Genomic DNA, 18,380 nt, shown 5'->3' with positions numbered 1-18,380 from the left:
GGGAAAGTGTCCAAATGTGTCTCCACATGAACAATTCCTACACCGCATTGCCATAGCCACGCGTCATGGCTTGCCCTGCCATGTCACACAGGCGTCATAATGGGCGCTTATCTTGCCGCTCAATTGATGATAGGGCGTTAACGTCCTCAGGAACGTCAGATGAATAATGAAGTGCTTAGCCCTGTCGCGATCAAGGATGCCCAGGAGCTCCCCGAAGAGATGCTGCAGACCCCTCCAGACCTGCCGCCGGCCACCGCGCCGGAAGCCGGGCAGGCGGCCGAGCCTGCCGCCCCGGTGCCTGCGCCGCCGCCGGCCCCGGCAATCGTGGTGCCTGGCCTGGACGACAGCAGCCTGTACATTCATCGCGAACTCTCGCAGTTGCAGTTCAATATTCGTGTGCTGGAGCAGGCGCTGGACGAGAGCTACCCACTGCTGGAGCGGCTCAAGTTCCTGCTGATCTTCTCCAGCAACCTTGACGAGTTCTTTGAAATCCGGGTGGCCGGCCTCAAGAAGCAGATCAATTTTGCCCGCGAACTGGCCGGCGCCGACGGCCTGCAGCCGCACCAGGCACTGGCGCGCATCAGCGAGCTGGTGCACCTGGAAGTCGACCGGCAATACGCCATTCTCAACGACGTGCTGCTGCCGGAGCTGGAAAAACACCAGATCCGCTTCATTCGCCGCCGTTACTGGACACCCAAGCTCAAGACCTGGGTGCGCCGCTACTTCCGCGACGAAATCGCCCCGATCATCACCCCCATCGGCCTCGACCCGACCCACCCGTTCCCGCTGCTGGTGAACAAGAGCCTGAACTTCATCGTCGAGCTGGAAGGGGTGGACGCGTTCGGCCGTGATTCGGGCCTGGCGATCATCCCTGCCCCCCGCCTGCTGCCGCGAGTGATTCGCGTGCCGGAAGAAGTCGGTGGCCCGGGTGCCAACTATGTGTTCCTGTCGTCGATGATCCACGCGCATGCCGACGACCTGTTCCAGGGCATGAAGGTCAAGGGTTGCTACCAGTTCCGCCTTACCCGTAACGCCGACCTGGCACTGGACTCCGAAGAGGTTGACGACCTGGCCCGCGCCTTGCGCGGCGAGCTGTTCTCGCGCCGCTACGGCGATGCCGTGCGCCTGGAGGTCGCCGACACGTGCCCGAAACACCTGTCGGACTACCTGCTCAAGCAGTTCAGCCTCAGCGAAAGCGAGCTGTACCAGGTCAATGGCCCGGTCAACCTCACGCGCCTGTTCAGCATCACCGGCCTGGACAGCCACCCGGAGCTGCAATACACGCCGTTCACGCCGGCGATCCCCAAGCTGCTGCAGAACGCCGACAACATCTTCAGCGTGATCGGCAAGCAGGACATCCTGCTGATGCACCCATTCGAGTCCTTCACCCCGGTGATCGACCTGCTGCGCCAGGCCGCCAAGGACCCGCACGTGCTCGCCGTGCGCCAGACCCTTTACCGCTCCGGGGCCAACTCGGAAATCGTCGATGCCCTGGTGGATGCAGCGCGAAACGGCAAGGAGGTCACCGCGGTGATCGAACTGCGTGCGCGTTTCGACGAAGAGTCCAACCTGCAGATGGCCAGCCGCCTGCAAGCGGCGGGTGCGGTGGTGATCTACGGCGTGGTCGGTTTCAAGACCCACGCCAAGATGATGCTGATCCTGCGCCGCGAGCACGGCGAGATCGTGCGCTACGCCCACCTGGGTACCGGCAACTACCACGCCGGTAACGCCCGCCTGTACACCGACTACAGCCTGCTGACCTCAGACGACGCCCTCACCGAGGACGTTGGCAAGCTGTTCAGCCAGCTGATCGGCATGGGCAAGACCCTGCGCATGAAAAAGCTGCTGCACGCGCCGTTTACCCTGAAGAAGGGCATGCTCGACATGATCGCGCGGGAAACCCAGTTCGCCCTCGACGGCAAGCCGGCGCACATCATCGCCAAGTTCAACTCGCTGACCGACGCCAAGGTGATCAAGGCGTTGTACAAGGCCAGCCAGTCTGGCGTGAAGATCGACCTGGTGGTGCGTGGCATGTGCTGCCTGCGCCCAGGTATTCCGGGGGTTTCGCACAATATCCAGGTGCGCTCGATCATCGGTCGATTCCTGGAGCACACGCGGGTGTTCTACTTCCTCAATGGCGGCGAAGAGCAGATCTACCTGTCCAGCGCCGACTGGATGGAGCGCAACCTCGACAAGCGTGTCGAGACCTGCTTCCCGGTCGAAGGCAAGAAGCTGTTGCTGCGGGTGAAGAAAGAGCTGGAAGGCTACCTGACCGACAACACCCATGCCTGGACCTTGCAGCCCGACGGGCGCTACGTGCGCAGCACCCCAACCGGCAACCAGAACCCGCGCAGCGTTCAGGCGACCCTGCTGGAGCGCCTGAGCAACCCGGTCCTCAACGTACGCTGAGGACGAAGCCGACCCGGGTCAGCCACTCCGCCTCGTTGGCGAAGTCGGCCTGGGTCAGCTGGTTCTGTTCCAGCCAGCCTTCAGGGAAGGCGATGTCGAGGCTTTCCCCGGCAGCCTTGAGCTGGACCTTCGGCATCTGCTGGTTGCCACGGATATGGTGGAACAGGATGGCGAAGCGCAGCAGCACGCACAGGCGCAGCAGTTTCACGCCTTCCTCGCCCAGTTCGGCAAACTTGTCCTTGGGAATGTTGCGGCGGTGGCCGCGTACCAGCAGGGCCATCATCTGCTGGTCTTCGCGCGAGAAGCCCGCCAGGTCGGAGTGTTCGATCAGGTAGGCGCCATGCTTGTGGTAGTGGTAGTGGGCGATATCCAGGCCGATTTCATGCACTTTGGCTGCCCAGCCGAGCAGATCGCGCCAATTTCCATCCTTCAACCCCCATGCATCCGCGACCTGGTCGAAGGCGTGCAAGGCCTTGCGCTCGACGCGCGCTGCCTGGCCCTGGTCGACGTGGTAACGCTCCATCAGTGAGTTCAGGGTGCGTTCGCGCACATCTTCATGGTGGTGGCGGCCCAGCAGGTCGAACAGCACGCCTTCGCGCAGCGCGCCGTCGCAATGGTCCATGCGCTGCAGTTCCAGGGCATCGAAGATGGCTTCCAGAATCGCCAGGCCGGCAGGGAAGATGGTACGGCGGTCCGGCTTGATGCCTTCGAAGTCGATCTTGTCGACGTCGCCCAGCTTGAACAGCTTGCGCTTGACCCAGGCCAGGCCCTCGGCGTTGACCTCGCCGTTGCCCAGGCCGCCGTCCTTGATGGCGGCAGCGATGGCGCGGATGGTTCCGGACGAACCGATGGCCTCGTCCCAGGTCAGGCGGTGCAGGGCGTTTTCGATGCTCATCAGCTCCAGGCGCGCGGCGGTGTAGGCCTGGGCGTAGCGGGCCGGCGTGATCTTGCCGTCGCGGAAGTAGCGCTGGGTGAAGCTGACGCAACCCATTTGCAGGCTTTCGCGCAGCAGCGGCTCGAAGCGCTGGCCAATGATGAACTCGGTGCTGCCGCCGCCGATGTCGGCGACCAGGCGCTTGCCGGGGGTGTCGGCCAAGGTGTGGGACACACCCAGGTAGATCAGGCGCGCCTCTTCGCGGCCGGAGATGACCTCGACCGGGTGCCCGAGGATGGCTTCGGCACGCTGGATGAATTCGTTGCGGTTGCGCGCTTCGCGCAGGGCATTGGTACCGACGATGCGCACCGAGCCAGCCGGCATGCCGTGGATCAGTTGGGAAAAGCGCTTGAGGCAGTCCAGGCCCCGCTCCATCGCCTCTTCACTGAGCTTGCGCTCTTCGTCGATGCCGGCGGCAAGCTGAACCTTCTCGCCGAGCCGCTCGAGGATGCGGATTTCGGTATGGTGGGCCTTGGCCACGACCATGTGAAAACTGTTGGAGCCAAGGTCGATGGCGGCGATCAGAGACAGGTTCTTCGCGATGTTGTGCGGCATGCTGTGTGTTCTCGGTCGTTAACCCGGCAATCGTGCCACGATAGCAGGCTGTCGCCAACGCGTGCCACGCCAGGCCTTGATGCAAGGCAATGTGCCATCCGATGCTATTACACGCAGATGACAGTTTCGATTCGTGGCGTCTTGCCCAACTATAGTTACACTCAATCGACCGCAGCTTCCTGTCGAGCGTGGGTGCGGCTATCATGGGCCACGTTTTTTTGCTTACGACCCTGGAGATATCCATGAGCAGCGATCTGATCAAACATGTCACCGATGCCACCTTCGAAGCCGAAGTCCTGCAGGCTCAAGGCCCGGTGCTGGTCGACTACTGGGCTGAATGGTGCGGCCCGTGCAAGATGATCGCGCCGGTACTGGACGACATCGCTTCCACCTACGAGGGCAAGCTGACCGTCGCCAAGCTGAACATCGACGATAACCAGGAAACCCCGGCCAAGCATGGCGTGCGTGGCATCCCGACGCTGATGTTGTTCAAGAACGGCAACGTCGAGGCCACCAAGGTGGGCGCGCTGTCCAAATCCCAGCTGGCCGCGTTCCTCGACGCCCACCTGTGATGTGAAAAGGCCCCGCGAATGCGGGGCTTTTCTTTTTCAGAGCACTAGACGCAGAAAAAAGCAAGTGTTACATTCGGCCTCGCACTGCTTCTCCAGTGCCCTCTACATGCCGTCGCCGAAGCATCCCCAATTCGAATCAGTACGCGATCCTGTCGCCATCTAGCGGCGCGGCTTCATTAAGCCAAAGCTTAATTCTCCCTTCTTACATGATTACGTCATTCCCCTTATGAACCTGACTGAACTCAAGCAAAAGCCGATTACCGATCTTTTGGAAATGGCCGAACAGATGGGCATCGAAAACATGGCCCGTTCGCGCAAACAGGACGTGATTTTCGCCCTGCTGAAAAAGCACGCGAAAAGCGGCGAAGAGATCTCCGGTGATGGCGTGCTGGAGATTCTCCAGGATGGTTTCGGTTTTCTGCGTTCGGCTGATGCGTCCTACCTGGCCGGCCCTGACGATATCTACGTCTCGCCCAGCCAGATCCGCCGTTTCAACCTGCGCACCGGCGACACCATCGTCGGCAAGATCCGCCCACCGAAAGAAGGGGAGCGTTACTTCGCGCTGCTGAAGGTCGACACCATCAACTTCGACCGCCCGGAAAACGCCAAGAACAAGATCCTGTTCGAAAACCTGACGCCGCTGTTCCCGAACAAGCGCCTGAAGATGGAAGCCGGCAACGGTTCCACCGAGGACTTGACCGGCCGCGTCATCGACCTGTGCGCCCCGATCGGCAAGGGCCAGCGCGGCCTGATCGTTGCTCCGCCAAAAGCGGGCAAGACCATCATGCTGCAGAACATCGCGGCGAACATCACCCGTAATAACCCTGAGTGCCACCTGATCGTCCTGCTGATCGACGAGCGCCCGGAAGAAGTGACCGAAATGCAGCGTACCGTGCGCGGCGAAGTGGTTGCCTCTACCTTCGACGAGCCGCCAGCGCGCCACGTGCAGGTTGCCGAAATGGTGATCGAGAAGGCCAAGCGCCTGGTCGAGCACAAGAAAGACGTGGTGATCCTGCTGGATTCCATCACCCGCCTGGCGCGTGCCTACAACACCGTGATCCCGAGCTCTGGCAAGGTACTGACCGGTGGTGTCGACGCCCACGCCCTGGAAAAGCCGAAGCGCTTCTTCGGTGCGGCACGTAACATCGAGGAAGGCGGTTCGCTGACCATCATCGCCACCGCGCTGGTCGAAACCGGCTCGAAGATGGACGAAGTGATCTACGAAGAGTTCAAGGGCACCGGCAACATGGAGCTGCCGCTGGATCGCCGCATCGCCGAGAAGCGCGTGTTCCCGGCCATCAACATCAACCGCTCCGGTACCCGCCGCGAAGAGCTGCTGACCGCCGACGACGAATTGCAGCGCATGTGGATCCTGCGCAAGCTGCTGCACCCGATGGATGAAATCGCCGCCATCGAGTTCCTGGTCGACAAGCTCAAGCAGACCAAGACCAACGACGAGTTCTTCCTGTCGATGAAGCGCAAGTAAGCGTTTCCAGACCGGAACTGAATGGGGCCGCTTCGCGCCCCTTCGCGGGCACGCCCGCTGCCACAGGTTCAGTGTGATCCATGTGGGAGCGGGCGTGCCCGCGAAGGGGCGCGAAGCGGCCCCACTGCATTTTTGCCCCCAAACAGATCCCGAACGGCGCTACACTCTGCACCCCCGACCGATACGGCCAATACGAGGCTCCCGCATGCAGTATCGCGACTTGCGCGACTTCATCCGTGGCCTGGAACAGCGCGGCGAGCTCAAGCGCATCCAGGTTCCGATCTCCCCCGTCCTGGAAATGACCGAGGTCTGCGACCGCACCCTGCGTGCCAAAGGCCCGGCGTTATTGTTCGAAAACCCCGCAGGCTTCGACATCCCGGTGCTCGGCAACCTGTTTGGCACCCCGGAGCGCGTGGCCATGGGCATGGGCGCCGAGTCGGTCGATGAACTGCGGGAAATCGGCAAATTGCTGGCGTTTCTCAAGGAGCCCGAGCCGCCGAAGGGCCTGAAGGACGCCTGGTCGAAGCTGCCGATCTTCAAGAAAGTCGTGTCGATGGCGCCGAAAGTGGTCAAGGACGCGGTCTGCCAGGAAGTGCTGGTCGAGGGTGACGACGTCGACCTTGGCGCGCTGCCTATCCAGCACTGCTGGCCTGGCGACGTGGCGCCGCTGATCACCTGGGGCCTTACCGTGACCCGCGGGCCGAACAAGGACCGCCAGAACCTGGGTATCTACCGGCAGCAGGTGATCGGCCGCAACAAGGTCATCATGCGTTGGCTCAGCCACCGGGGCGGTGCGCTCGACTACCGCGAATGGTGCGAGAAGAACCCGGGCCAGCCGTTCCCGGTTGCGGTCGCCTTGGGCGCAGACCCGGCAACCATTCTGGGCGCCGTGACGCCGGTACCGGACACCCTCTCCGAATATGCCTTTGCCGGCCTGCTGCGCGGCAACCGCACGGAACTGGTGAAGTGCCGTGGCAGCAACCTGCAGGTGCCGGCCACCGCCGAAATCATCCTGGAAGGCGTGATTCACCCTGGCGAAATGGCCCCCGAGGGCCCGTATGGTGACCATACCGGCTACTACAACGAAGTGGACAGCTTCCCGGTGTTCACCGTCGAGCGCATCACCCACCGGCTCAAGCCGATCTACCACAGCACCTACACCGGTCGCCCGCCTGATGAGCCGGCCATTCTCGGTGTCGCGCTGAACGAAGTGTTCGTGCCGATCCTGCAAAAGCAGTTCCCGGAGATCACCGACTTCTACCTGCCGCCGGAAGGTTGCTCGTACCGCATGGCGGTGGTGACCATGAAGAAGCAGTACCCCGGCCATGCCAAGCGCGTGATGTTGGGTGTATGGTCGTTCCTGCGACAGTTCATGTACACCAAGTTCGTTATTGTCACCGATGACGATATCAACGCCCGGGACTGGAACGATGTGATCTGGGCAATCACCACACGCATGGACCCCAAGCGTGATACGGTGATGATCGACAACACCCCGATCGACTACCTCGACTTCGCGTCGCCGGTGTCGGGGTTGGGGTCGAAGATGGGCCTGGATGCCACGCACAAGTGGCCAGGCGAGACTACACGCGAATGGGGGCGGGTCATCGTCAAGGACGAAGCCGTCACCCGGCGTATCGATGAGCTGTGGGATCAGTTGGGAATAGATTGATGCAGGTAACGTTGCAGCCGTCCGGGGCGGTGCTGGCGCTCGAACCCGGGGAACGGATCCTGGATGGAGCGCGGCGGCTGGGCTATGACTGCCCGAACAGCTGCCGCAATGGCAATTGCCATGTCTGCGCCGCGTTGTTGGTCGAGGGCCGGGTCCGTCAGGACGGCGAAATCCGCGACCATGGCGAGTTGTTCACCTGCATTGCCGAACCGCTGGAGGACTGCGTGTTGCTCTGGGACGGTGTGCTCGCCCTGGGCGAGTTGCCTGTGCGCAAGCTGGCGTGCAGCGTGAGTGAATGCGTTGACGTCGGTGGCGACGTGTGGCGGGTGCGCTTGCGTGCACCGGCGGGCAAACCCCCGCGTTACCACGCCGGGCAGTACCTGATGATCGAGCGTGAGGGCGGCAAGCAGGCGGCCTTCTCGCTGGCGTCCGCGCCGCACGGCGGGCGTGAACTGGAGCTGCACGTACTGGCGCGCGAGCCCAGTGCCCAGCAACTGATCGAGCAGCTCAGGCGCGACGGCCTGGCGCGTATCGAAATGCCGTTTGGCGACACCCACCTGGCCGAGTTGCCCGAGGGCCCGTTGGTATTGATTGCCGCCGGCACCGGCATGGGCCAGATGCACAGCCTGGTCGAGCATTGCCGCGCCAAGGGTTTCCAGTACCCGGTGCACCTGTACTGGGGGGTGCGTCGGCCTGAAGATTTTTACCAGATCGAGCACTGGGACGAATGGCAGCGCCTGCCCAACCTGTACCTGCACCAGGTGGTCAGCGATCTGTGCGGCTGGGAAGGGCGGTGCGGTATGTTGCATGAAGCCGTTTGCGAGGACATTGCCGACCTCAATACTGTGCATGTGTATGCCAGTGGCTCGCCAAACATGATCTACGCCACACTCGACGCCTTGGTCGAAGCCGGCATGGATGCGCACCGCATGCGTGCCGATGTATTTGCCTATGCCCCACGTGGCTAATAACCCAAGTTGGCAAGTCAGGTTATAAGGCGGTAACTGTTACCGCCTTGATTAATAACTTTCCCTGTTGTTGAAACAATCATTTCCAGTCGTCGGCTGCGCGCATGAAACCTGGCTACGAGGGCTTGAGTATTCCTGCGATTCTGACCTATGGTTAGTGCAAGCGCCTTGGTATAGAGGCCTTGGGGCTTAACCTCATCGAATTTCGCTACATCCGTAGTTCACAGGAATCCTGGCGGCAGCTTATGTCGGCACTTGAAAGCATGTCGTGGAAAGTTTCATATCCACCGACACTCGACTTTGGTCAGCAACATACGCACGAACAGTTGTTCAACTCCATGAAGACCACCATGTCTCGGCACCCGGGTGGGCCGGTGTGGCTGTTTGCCTATGGCTCGTTGATCTGGCGCCCCGAGTGCAATTCGGTGGAGCGCCAGCGCGCACGCGTACATGGTTATCACCGGGGGCTCTACTTGTGGTCACATGAGCATCGCGGCACCCCGGAAACCCCCGGGCTGGTATTCGGCCTGGACCGTGGCGGGTCCTGCAGTGGCTTTGCCTACCGGCTGGATGAAAGCAACCTGGACGACTCGCTCATGGCCCTGTGGCAACGCGAGATGCCTTACCCGGCCTATCGGCCGCATTGGCTCAACTGCCGGCTGGGCGATGGCACCAAGGTGCAGGCGCTGGGCTTTGTGCTGGAGCGGCATTTACCCTGCTATGCCGGCGATCTGCCGGATACCTTGCTCAGCCATATCCTGGCCAGCGCCAAAGGGCGCTATGGCACCACCCGCGACTATGTCGAACAGACCTTGCAGGCCCTGCGCAGCCACCAGATGCCTGATCGCAACCTGGAGGCGCGGTTCCGCCGTTGCCATAACCCGCGCGAGGTTTGATCAGCCTGTGCCGGCCTATTCGCGGGCACGCCCGCGAAAAGGCCGCAACGGCAGATGAAGATCTAAAGCCTTACCTTGCCAGCACCACCAACTTACCCACAGCCTGCCGCTGCCCCAGTTTCTCAATGGCAGCCCCGGCCTCGGCCAGTGGATAAGTCTGCGACACCCGCGGCTTCAACTTGCCTTGGGCATGCCAGGCAAACAGCTGCTGGAAGTTGGCCGCATTGTCCTGCGGCTGGCGCTGGGCAAACGCACCCCAGAACACCCCAAGCACCGCCGCGCCCTTGAGCAGCACCAGGTTGGCTGCCAGCTGTGGAATGGTGCCACTGGCGAACCCCACCACCAGCAACCGGCCATTCCAGGCCAGCCCGCGTACCGCCTGCTCGAACAGCTCGCCACCGACCGGGTCGTAGATCACGTCGACCCCCTGGCCGTTGGTCAGGCGCTTGATTTCCTCGCGCAGGCTGGCCTGGCTGTAGTCGATCAGTTCATCTGCCCCGGCTGCCTTGGCCACCGCCAGTTTGTCGGCACTGCTGGCGGCCGCGATTACCCGTGCCCCCATGGCCTTGCCGATCTCCACCGCTGCCAGGCCGACGCCACCGGACGCGCCCAGCACCAGCAAGGTCTCACCCGCTTGCAACTGGCCGCGCTGGCGCAGGGCATGCATCGAGGTGCCATAGGTCATGCCAAACGCCGCTGCCGTGGTGAAGTCCATGCTCGCCGGGATCGGCAGCACGTTGTAGAACGGCACTGCCACCTGCTCGGCAAACGCCCCCCAGCCGGTCAGCGCCATGACCCGGTCACCGACCTTGAAGGCGCCGGCCTTTTCCCCGACCGCGGCTACCACACCGGCCGCCTCACCACCGGGGGAGAACGGCAGCGGTGGCTGAAACTGGTACTTGCCTTCGATGATCAGCGTGTCAGGAAAGTTGACCCCGGCAGCCTGCACGTCCAGCAGGATTTCGTTGTTCTTCGGCAGTGGGCTGGCGACTTCTTCCAGCACCAGGTTGCCCGCCGGGCCAAGGGTTTTGCACAACACAGCTTTCATTGGGGCTATTCCTTTGCGGGTCGTGGCCGATAAGTGTAGGAGGGCGGTGTACCGGGTCAACGAGCATGGCCCGCCCTGATGGGCAGGCATAAGCGGCGGCGTGAGCCTGGGCTTGGGTTTGCGCGCAGCGCTGGGTAAGCTGGCGCCAATTGGAATGAGGAGCGAATTCGTGAAAGCGTGGATCTTGATGGTACTGGCGCTGTTGCTGCCAACTGCGGCCATGGCCGAAGAAGCCAAGGAGGGTGCCCCCAAGGTTGCCTACATCACCCTGAGCCCGCCTTTTGTCGGCAACTATGCCCTGGATGGCGGCCCCCGCCTGCGGGTGTACAAGGCCGATGTGGCCCTGCGTGTGACCGGTGATGAAGCCGCCAAGGCCGTTCAGCACCACGAACCGCTGATCCGTAACCAGCTGGTGGCGCTGTTCACCCAACAGACTGTCGACAGCATGAGCAATGTCGAGGCCAAGGAGCACCTGCGCCAGGAGGCACTGAAACAGGTGCAGCAGGTAATGGAAGCCGAAGAGGGCAAGCCGATCGTTGAGGACCTGCTGTTCAACAACCTGATCGTGCAGTAAACGGCGCCGCTGGCGCGCGGTTTCAGCGCAACGCGACAATCACCGCCCATTGCTCGGCGGTTACCGGCATGACCGACAGGCGGCTGCCCTTCTGCACCAGCGGCAGTTCGGCCAGGCCGGCCTGCTGCTTCAGCTGGCCCAGCTCCAGTACCCGTGGCAGGGTTTGCACATGCGCCACATCCACTGCGCTCCACGGGTTCTTCTCGGCTGTGGCCTTGGCATCATGGTATGGGCTTTGTGGGTCCAGGGCAGTCGGGTCGGGGTAAGCCGCACGAATGATTTCGCCAATACCGGCGATGCCAGGCTGCGGGCAGCTGGAATGGTAGAAAAAGAACCTGTCACCCTCGCTCATGGCCCGCAGGAAATTACGCGCCTGGTAATTGCGCACGCCGTCCCAGCGCGCTTCGCCCAGGCGCCCCAGCGCTTCGATGGAGAGTTCGTCGGGCTCGGATTTCATCAGCCAGTAGGCCATGCGTGTTGCTCCTGAAAAGGTTTGTAATAACCTGTTGCACGAAACCGACAGCCGGTTGGCGTCAAGGTTTGCTTGCAGACGCAGGTTGTCGGAAAATGCGCCCCGTTTAATGCGCGATGCTCCGGCGGTACTCAGAAAGCCGCCGAGCCTGAACAGTTTGCCTTGGGGGGCAATCTTCCATGTATCAACGTAAAAAACCGGATCTGCTGTGGGTCCTGGTGTTTATTTTTGGCCTGGGTGTGGTCACTACCGGTTATGCGCAAGGGCTATGGGAGCGCAAGCTGGACAACGCCTACCAAACGTCGGCAGACGCCAGCCAGCCACAACGTTGATGCCCCCTGCTGGCGCCGATTACCGCGGCGCCAGGTACCAGCCACGGTCCGAGACCGTGCCCTGCAACGGTACGTCCCAACTGGCCTGCGCCAGCCGCTCGACCTTCTGGCACTCATGTGCCAAGCCCAGCAGCAACGGTTTTTTCCAGCTTTGCCGGCGCCCCTGGTAGGCCAGGCTGCGGTCATAGAAGCCGCCACCCATGCCCAGGCGGCCGCCCACCTCATCAAAGCCCACCAGCGGTAACAGAATCAGGTCCAGTGCCCAGATGGGCCGTTGGCGTTTGCGCTCGATAACCGGTTCGGGGATACGGAAACGGTTGGGTCGCAGTTTTTCCCCTGGCTCGAAACGCTGGAACACCATGCGCGTGCGCGGCCAGGCATGCAGTACCGGCAGGTAGGTGCGCTTGCCGCGGCGCTGGGCTTCACGCAATAACAGGCGCGGGTCTATTTCGCCGTCGTTGGGCAGGTACAGGGCAATGTGCCTGGCGCGGCGGAACAGGGGGTGCTGGGCCAGTTGCCGGTACAGCCCACGGGCCGCCTGGCGTTGCTGGGCGGGGGTGAGGGCGCGACGGGCATTGCGCAGCAAACGGCGAAGCTGAGGGCGGGTAAGCGGCGCGGTGTCGGTCATGGCACAGGCGATCCCAGGGGTGCTGGCCGCCAGACGCGGCACAAACGAATTGCCCGCCACAGGGGGCGGGCAAGGAATTCAGGCTCCCCGATAAGACCGCTATCGGTGTAGCCCTTGAACCCGAAAGTTCAAGGTGGAGATTGCAGGGGGCGTTAAGGCTTTCCGTCGGGCGGACATGCACACCGGCCCCAGCGTGCAACCCCCGTGGTTGTGCGTATCGGCTCAGGGACATAACCGACTGGCGCATCCCCCAGGGAGTGGCGCCAGTATACCAATCTCAGCCGATTTTGGTATCCGTGTCGTCGGACAAAGCCTTGTCTACCCGATCCAGCAGGTCGCGCACCTGTTCGCGGTTGGTGCCGCTGACGGGCGCCGCGCTGCGGTCTTCCTGGCGGTGCAGCATCTCGTGGGTGATGTTCAACGCGGCCATGACGGCAATGCGGTCGGCGCCGATCACCTTGCCGCTGCTGCGGATCTCGCGCATCTTGCTGTCCAGGTAGCGGGCTGCGCTGACCAGGTTGTTGCGCTCTTCCGGCGGGCAGATGATCGAGTAGTCCTTGTCGAGGATCTGCACGGTGACGCTATTGCTTGAACTCATGAGTCTTGCTCCAGAGCCTTGAGGCGTAAAATCATCGACTCGACCTTGCGCTTGGCTATCTCGTTTTTTTCGATGAGGTGGGCGCGCTCTTCGCGCCAGGACTTTTCCTGAGCTACTAGGAGTGCATTTTGCCGTTTTAGTTGCTCGACACGTTCGATCAGCAGCTCGAAACGGCTCATCAGTGCCTGCAGGTCGTTCTCTTGCGTGGGTTGCACTCGATTCGCTCCGTCGTTCGGTCACCTGGCGATGATGCCTCTCCCTGGGTGGCGACGGCCAGTGCCGATGGTCTTGGCGCGCCTGCCGGTGCTAGGATACAAGGCCTCATTCTAGTCATTTGCGCCGTCTGGCGCCTAGCTGCCCATGCCCAATACCCAATCGCCCTACATCGCTTTCGCCATGCTGCTGTCCAGCAATGGCCACCCTGTCACCCCGGCCGAACTGCACGGCCTGCTGATTGGCCGCAGCTGCGCCGGTGCCGGCTTCGATGCCGACGGCTGGCTGGCCGACGCGGCGCAACTGCTGGAAACCGAGCCCGGTGACACCGTGCGCAACGCCCTGGTTGGCCTGCAGGAAATGGTCAAGGGCGAGCTCACCAGCGACGACATGGCCATCGTTCTGCTGCTGCCTTCCGACGATGCCGCGCTGACCGACCGCGCCACCGCGCTGGGGCAGTGGTGCCAGGGCTTCATCACCGGCTTTGGCCTGAACGCCGGCGGCAAGGACTTGTCCGACGAGGCCAAGGAAGTACTGCAGGACCTGGTGGCCATTTCCCAGGTGCAGGAAGCCCTCGAAGAATCCGAAGACGGCGAGAGCGACTACATGGAAGTCATGGAGTACCTGCGCGTTGCGCCGCTGCTGCTGTTCTCCGAGCTGGCCAAGCCTTCCGCACCCGCGCCCAAGCCATCGCTGCACTGATCAACCAGGGGTAGTCTGCCCATGAGCCACATTCCCAAGGCCGAGTATGCCCGGCGGCGCAAGGCGCTGATGGCGCAGATGGTCCCCAACAGCATCGCCATCCTGCCCGCCGCCGCGGTTGCCATCCGCAACCGCGACGTCGAGCACGTGTACCGCCAGGACAGCGACTTCCAGTACCTCAGCGGCTTCCCCGAGCCAGAGGCGGTCATTGCCCTGATCCCCGGGCGTGAGCACGGTGAGTACGTGTTGTTCTGCCGTGAGCGCAACCCCGAGCGGGAGCTGTGGGATGGCCTGCGCGCCGGCCAGGAAGGCGCGGTGAGTGATTATGGCGCCGACGATGCATTCCCCATCGCAGACATCGACGAAATCCTGCCTGGCCTGATCGAAGGCCGCGAGCGGGTGTACAGCGCCATGGGCAGCAACCCTGAATTCGACCGCCGGTTGATGGACTGGATCAACGTGATCCGCTCCAAGGCCCGGCTGGGTGCCCAGCCACCGAACGAGTTCGTTGCGCTGGATCATCTGCTGCATGACATGCGCCTGTATAAATCGGCAGCGGAAGTGAAGGTCATGCGCGCGGCTGCAGACATTTCTGCGCGTGCCCATGTGCGGGCCATGCAGGCCTGCCGGGCCGGGTTGTACGAATACAGCCTGGAAGCCGAGCTGGACTACGAGTTCCGCAAGGGCGGGGCGAAGATGCCGGCCTACGGTTCCATCGTTGCCGCTGGGCGCAATGGCTGCATCCTGCACTACCAGCAGAATGACGCACCGCTCAGGGAGGGCGACCTGGTGCTGATCGACGCCGGCTGCGAAATCGACTGCTACGCCAGTGACATCACCCGCACCTTCCCGGTCAGCGGGCGCTTTTCACCCGAGCAGAAGGCTATCTACGAGCTGGTGCTCAAGGCGCAGGCGGCCGCGTTCGCCGAAATCGCCCCCGGCAAGCACTGGAACCATGCCCATGAGGCGACCGTGCGGGTCATCACCACCGGGCTGGTGGAACTGGGCCTGCTGGAAGGCGATGTGCAGGCGCTGATCGACAGCGAAGCCTACCGCGCCTTCTACATGCACCGCGCCGGCCACTGGCTGGGCATGGATGTGCACGATGTGGGCGAGTACAAGGTGGGGGGTGAATGGCGGGTGCTGGAACCGGGTATGGCGCTGACCGTCGAACCGGGTATCTACATTGGTGCCGACAATCAGGCCGTGGCCAAGAAGTGGCGCGGCATTGGCGTAAGGATCGAGGACGACGTGGTGGTGACCAGGCAAGGTTGTGAAATCCTCACTTCGGGCGTGCCACGCACGGTCGCCGAGATCGAGGCGCTGATGCAGGCTGCACGCAAGGACGCCGCATGAACCGGGTAAACCTGGCAATCATTGGTGGCGGCCTGGTGGGTGCCAGCCTGGCGTTGGCCTTGCAGGCCGGGGCCAAGGCCAGAGGCTGGAAGATCCTGCTGATCGAGCCGTTCGCCCCTGGCGACAGTTACCAGCCCAGCTACGATGCCCGCTCTTCGGCCTTGTCCTTCGGCACCCAGCAGATCTACCAGCAACTGGGCCTGTGGCAGGCCATTGGCCAGCGCGCCGAGCCGATCCGGCAGATTCACGTCTCCGACCGTGGCCGCTTTGGCGCCACCCGCCTGGACGCCCAGGAAGAAGGCGTGCCGGCGCTGGGTTACGTGGTGGAGAACGCCTGGCTGGGCCAGTGCCTGTGGCAAGGCCTGGACCGCGAGGTGGTCAGCTGGCGCTGCCCGGCAGAAGTGGCCGCGCTGCAGGCGGTCGACGGTGGCTACCAGCTGCGCTTGAACGACGACACCCAGCTGCAATGCGACCTGGCAGTGCTGGCCGACGGCGGCCGTTCTGGTTTGCGCGAGCAACTGGGCATCCAGGTACGCCATACGCCCTACCAGCAAAGCGCCCTGATCGCCAACATCAGCCCTGGCGAGGCCCATGGCGGCCAGGCCTTCGAGCGCTTCACCGAAGACGGCCCCATGGCCCTGCTGCCATTGCCGGATAACCGCTGCGCGCTGGTATGGACCCGCCAGGGCATGGACGCAAAACGCCTGGCCGCGATCGACGAGCGCAGCTTCCTGCGCGAGTTGCAGGGTGTGTTCGGCTATCGGCTGGGCGCGCTGCGCCAGGTGGGTGCACGGCATCTGTACCCGCTGTCGTTGATCGAAGCCCAGGAGCAGGTGCGGCCACAGTTGGTGGTGCTGGGCAACGCTGCGCACAGCTTGCACCCGATTGCCGGGCAGGGGTTCAACTTGTCGTTGCGTGACGTGCAGGCGTTGGCCGAGGCGCTGCTTGCCGGCCCGCAGCGCCCGGGCGACCTGGCCACGCTGCAGGCCTATCACCAGCGCCAGCGCCTGGACCAGGCCATGACCATCGGCTTCTCCGACCAGGTCACCCGCCTGTTCGGCAGCCAGCAGCCGTTGCTGGCCGCCGGGCGCAACCTGGGCCTGCTCGGGCTCGACCTGCTGCCACCGGCCAAAAGCTGGTTCGCTCGCCAGGCGATGGGCCTGGGCACCCGCCCCGACCGGCAGGGCCAGGCATGAGCAACCCACGTAAACGCGCGCGCCGGGCGCGCATGCTGCGCTGGCTGTTGAACCTTTACCCGCCTTACCTGGGGGCAGGTATCCGCGTGCAGCACATCAGCCCGGACCTGCGCAGCGTGAAGGTGGCGATGAAGCTGACGCGCTGGAACCGCAATTACGTCGGTACCCAGTTTGGCGGCAGCCTGTATGCCATGGTCGACCCGTTCTACATGCTGTTGCTGATCGAGCAGCTGGGGCGCGACTACATTGTCTGGGACAAGGCCGCCAGCATCGATTTCATCGCGCCGGGCAAAGGCCCGGTGTTTGCCGAATTCCACGTCGATGACGCGCTGCTGGACGACATTCGCCAGCAGACCGCTACCGGCAAGAAGTGCCTGCCGCGTGTGCAGGTCGATATCCGCGATGGCGCCGGCGAACTGGTGGCGCGGGTCGATAAAACCCTATATGTGCGGCTCAAGCCGCAAGCGAGGCTGGCGTAGGCATGGAAATGCGCGCAGATCTGTTGATTGTCGGTGCCGGTATGGTCGGCAGCGCCCTGGCCCTGGCGTTACGCCACAGTGGCTTGCAAATCCTCTTGCTCGACGGCGGCCCGCTGACGGTCAAGCCGTTCGATGCCCTGGCGCCGTTCGAACCGCGTGTCAGCGCATTGTCGGCCGCCAGCCAGCGCATTCTCGAACGCCTCGGGGCCTGGGAGGGCATTGCCCAGCGGCGTGCCACGCCGTATTCCGACATGCATGTGTGGGACGGCAGCGGCACCGGGCAGATCCACTTTTCGGCAGCCAGCGTGCACGCCCAGGTGCTCGGCCATATCGTCGAGAACCGCGTGGTGCAGGACAGCCTGCTGGAGCGCCTGCACGACAGCGATGTCGGCCTGCTGGCCAACGCGCGGCTGGAACAACTGCGCCGCTCTGGCGATGACTGGCTGTTGACTCTTGCCGATGGCCGGCGCCTGCGCGCGCCGCTGGTGGTCGCGGCCGATGGCGCCCATTCGGCCGTGCGGCGGCTGGCCGGTTGCGACACCCGCGAATGGGATTACCTGCACCACGCCATCGTGACCAGCGTGCGTTGCAGCGCCGGGCACCAGGCCACAGCCTGGCAGCGCTTCACCGATGAGGGGCCGCTGGCCTTCCTGCCGTTGACCCGAGGTGGCCAGCAAGACTGGTGCTCGATCGTCTGGTCGACCACGCCGGAGCAGGCCGAGCGGTTGATGGCGCTGGATGACGCTGCCTTCGTGCAGGCCCTGGAGCGGGCCTTCGAGGGGCGCCTGGGGAGCGTGTTGCAGGCCGACCCACGTGTGTGTGTACCGCTGCGTCAGCGTCACGCCAAGCGCTACGTGGAGCACGGCCTTGCGTTGGTGGGTGATGCGGCCCACACCATCCACCCCTTGGCCGGGCAGGGCGTCAACCTGGGGTTTCTGGATGCGGCGGTGCTGGCCGACGTACTGGGCAAGGCCTGCGAGCGTGGCGAACGGCTGGCGGATGTGAAGGTACTGAGCCGTTACGAGCGCCGGCGCATGCCGCATAACCTGGCGCTGATGGCGGCGATGGAAGGGTTCGAGCGGTTGTTCCAGGCCAACCCGCTGCCGTTGCGCTGGTTGCGCAACAGTGGGCTGAAGCTGGTGCAGCAGATGCCCGAAGCCAAGGCGATGTTCGTGCGCCAGGCGTTGGGGCTGTCCGGGGATTTGCCGGAATTGGCCAGGGCTTGAGATGGCCGGGGCCGCTTTGCGGCCCCTCTGCAACATCCGGTAACGGCTCAAAGGATGAGCAAGA

Annotated in this window: 19 protein-coding genes and 1 other RNA gene; 13 read left to right on the top strand and 7 right to left on the bottom strand. The window is 63.4% G+C overall.

Features of this window, described 5'->3' with window-relative positions; genetic code table 11:
* The first annotated feature begins 159 nt into the window (after positions 1-159).
* Positions 160-2,409 carry a polyphosphate kinase 1 gene (ppk1, locus tag FPB55_RS24910; protein ID WP_029886227.1) on the top strand — a complete coding sequence of 750 codons (2,250 nt, stop codon included), beginning with the start codon at positions 160-162 and terminating at the stop codon, positions 2,407-2,409.
* Here the strand turns inward: ppk1 and ppx are convergent.
* Positions 2,396-3,898 carry an exopolyphosphatase gene (ppx, locus tag FPB55_RS24905; RefSeq protein WP_029886228.1) on the bottom strand — a complete coding sequence of 501 codons (1,503 nt, stop codon included), beginning with the start codon at positions 3,896-3,898 and terminating at the stop codon, positions 2,396-2,398. The two genes, ppk1 and ppx, sit on opposite strands and share 14 nt — an antisense overlap.
* 242 nt (positions 3,899-4,140) lie before the next feature.
* Here ppx and trxA point away from each other — a divergent pair, with 242 nt between their 5' ends.
* From trxA to FPB55_RS24880, 5 genes are all read left to right on the top strand, one after another.
* Positions 4,141-4,470: a thioredoxin TrxA gene (gene trxA, locus FPB55_RS24900; protein WP_009684153.1), complete on the top strand. Its 330-nt coding sequence runs from the start codon at positions 4,141-4,143 to the stop codon at positions 4,468-4,470.
* Positions 4,471-4,696: 226 nt separating this feature from the next.
* The gene (gene rho, locus FPB55_RS24895; protein WP_029886229.1) at positions 4,697-5,956 is read left to right on the top strand and encodes a transcription termination factor Rho; all 1,260 of its coding nucleotides are present in this window, start codon (positions 4,697-4,699) and stop codon (positions 5,954-5,956) included.
* A gap of 205 nt (positions 5,957-6,161) precedes the next feature.
* Positions 6,162-7,628, top strand: coding sequence for a 4-hydroxy-3-polyprenylbenzoate decarboxylase (ubiD, locus tag FPB55_RS24890; protein WP_144189501.1), 1,467 nt, complete (start codon positions 6,162-6,164; stop codon positions 7,626-7,628).
* Entirely contained in the window at positions 7,628-8,596 is a 969-nt protein-coding gene (locus FPB55_RS24885) for a CDP-6-deoxy-delta-3,4-glucoseen reductase (protein WP_009684149.1), read from the top strand. Before ubiD ends, FPB55_RS24885 begins: the two co-directional genes overlap by 1 nt.
* A gap of 245 nt (positions 8,597-8,841) precedes the next feature.
* The gene (locus tag FPB55_RS24880) at positions 8,842-9,492 is read left to right on the top strand and encodes a gamma-glutamylcyclotransferase (RefSeq protein ID WP_009684148.1); all 651 of its coding nucleotides are present in this window, start codon (positions 8,842-8,844) and stop codon (positions 9,490-9,492) included.
* Positions 9,493-9,562: 70 nt separating this feature from the next.
* On the opposite strand, the gene FPB55_RS24875 is transcribed toward FPB55_RS24880, so the two are convergent.
* Entirely contained in the window at positions 9,563-10,540 is a 978-nt protein-coding gene (locus FPB55_RS24875) for an NADPH:quinone oxidoreductase family protein (RefSeq protein WP_144189499.1), read from the bottom strand.
* Positions 10,541-10,709: 169 nt separating this feature from the next.
* Between FPB55_RS24875 and FPB55_RS24870 the strand changes: the two genes are divergently transcribed.
* Complete coding sequence (locus tag FPB55_RS24870) at positions 10,710-11,114, top strand: flagellar basal body-associated protein FliL (protein ID WP_009684146.1); 405 nt, start codon at positions 10,710-10,712, stop codon at positions 11,112-11,114.
* A gap of 22 nt (positions 11,115-11,136) precedes the next feature.
* On the opposite strand, the gene FPB55_RS24865 is transcribed toward FPB55_RS24870, so the two are convergent.
* Positions 11,137-11,586: an EVE domain-containing protein gene (locus tag FPB55_RS24865; RefSeq protein WP_009684145.1), complete on the bottom strand. Its 450-nt coding sequence runs from the start codon at positions 11,584-11,586 to the stop codon at positions 11,137-11,139.
* 179 nt (positions 11,587-11,765) lie between these two features.
* Here FPB55_RS24865 and FPB55_RS26425 point away from each other — a divergent pair, with 179 nt between their 5' ends.
* On the top strand, positions 11,766-11,918 hold the full coding sequence (locus tag FPB55_RS26425) for a hypothetical protein (protein WP_009684144.1): 153 nt from the start codon (positions 11,766-11,768) through the stop codon (positions 11,916-11,918).
* A 19-nt stretch (positions 11,919-11,937) separates the two neighbouring features.
* Here the strand turns inward: FPB55_RS26425 and FPB55_RS24860 are convergent, their stop codons facing one another.
* The 4 genes from FPB55_RS24860 to FPB55_RS24845 form a co-directional block, all read right to left on the bottom strand.
* Entirely contained in the window at positions 11,938-12,546 is a 609-nt protein-coding gene (locus FPB55_RS24860; protein WP_009684143.1) for a 5-formyltetrahydrofolate cyclo-ligase, read from the bottom strand.
* Between the two features lie 80 nt (positions 12,547-12,626).
* Positions 12,627-12,806, bottom strand: a non-coding RNA gene (ssrS, locus tag FPB55_RS24855) — 6S RNA.
* 17 nt (positions 12,807-12,823) lie between these two features.
* Complete coding sequence (locus FPB55_RS24850) at positions 12,824-13,144, bottom strand: cell division protein ZapA (RefSeq protein WP_009684142.1); 321 nt, start codon at positions 13,142-13,144, stop codon at positions 12,824-12,826.
* Positions 13,141-13,323 (bottom strand): TIGR02449 family protein, encoded by a 183-nt coding sequence (locus FPB55_RS24845; protein ID WP_029886233.1) that lies wholly within the window; start codon positions 13,321-13,323, stop codon positions 13,141-13,143. The genes FPB55_RS24850 and FPB55_RS24845 overlap by 4 nt, the downstream gene beginning before the upstream one ends.
* A 181-nt stretch (positions 13,324-13,504) precedes the next feature.
* Here FPB55_RS24845 and FPB55_RS24840 point away from each other — a divergent pair, with 181 nt between their 5' ends.
* From FPB55_RS24840 to FPB55_RS24820, 5 genes are read left to right on the top strand one after another with little or no spacing between them, the layout of a single operon-like run.
* Entirely contained in the window at positions 13,505-14,059 is a 555-nt protein-coding gene (locus FPB55_RS24840; protein ID WP_009684141.1) for a YecA family protein, read from the top strand.
* A 21-nt stretch (positions 14,060-14,080) separates the two neighbouring features.
* Positions 14,081-15,415 (top strand): Xaa-Pro aminopeptidase, encoded by a 1,335-nt coding sequence (gene pepP, locus FPB55_RS24835; protein ID WP_009684140.1) that lies wholly within the window; start codon positions 14,081-14,083, stop codon positions 15,413-15,415.
* Positions 15,412-16,611 (top strand): 2-octaprenyl-6-methoxyphenyl hydroxylase, encoded by a 1,200-nt coding sequence (gene ubiH, locus FPB55_RS24830; protein WP_125854683.1) that lies wholly within the window; start codon positions 15,412-15,414, stop codon positions 16,609-16,611. The genes pepP and ubiH overlap by 4 nt, the downstream gene beginning before the upstream one ends.
* Positions 16,608-17,090 carry a DUF4442 domain-containing protein gene (locus tag FPB55_RS24825; RefSeq protein ID WP_009684137.1) on the top strand — a complete coding sequence of 161 codons (483 nt, stop codon included), beginning with the start codon at positions 16,608-16,610 and terminating at the stop codon, positions 17,088-17,090. Before ubiH ends, FPB55_RS24825 begins: the two co-directional genes overlap by 4 nt.
* Positions 17,091-17,098: 8 nt before the next feature.
* Entirely contained in the window at positions 17,099-18,316 is a 1,218-nt protein-coding gene (locus FPB55_RS24820; RefSeq protein WP_165944117.1) for a 2-octaprenyl-3-methyl-6-methoxy-1,4-benzoquinol hydroxylase, read from the top strand.
* Positions 18,317-18,380 lie beyond the last annotated feature (64 nt).

The sequence above is a fragment of the Pseudomonas sp. BJP69 genome, assembly GCF_007633355.1.
In the GTDB taxonomy this organism is placed as follows: Bacteria; Pseudomonadota; Gammaproteobacteria; order Pseudomonadales; family Pseudomonadaceae; genus Aquipseudomonas; species Aquipseudomonas juntendi.
The sequence above is the reverse complement of the archived record's forward strand: the minus strand, read 5'-3'. Positions and strand labels throughout refer to the sequence as shown.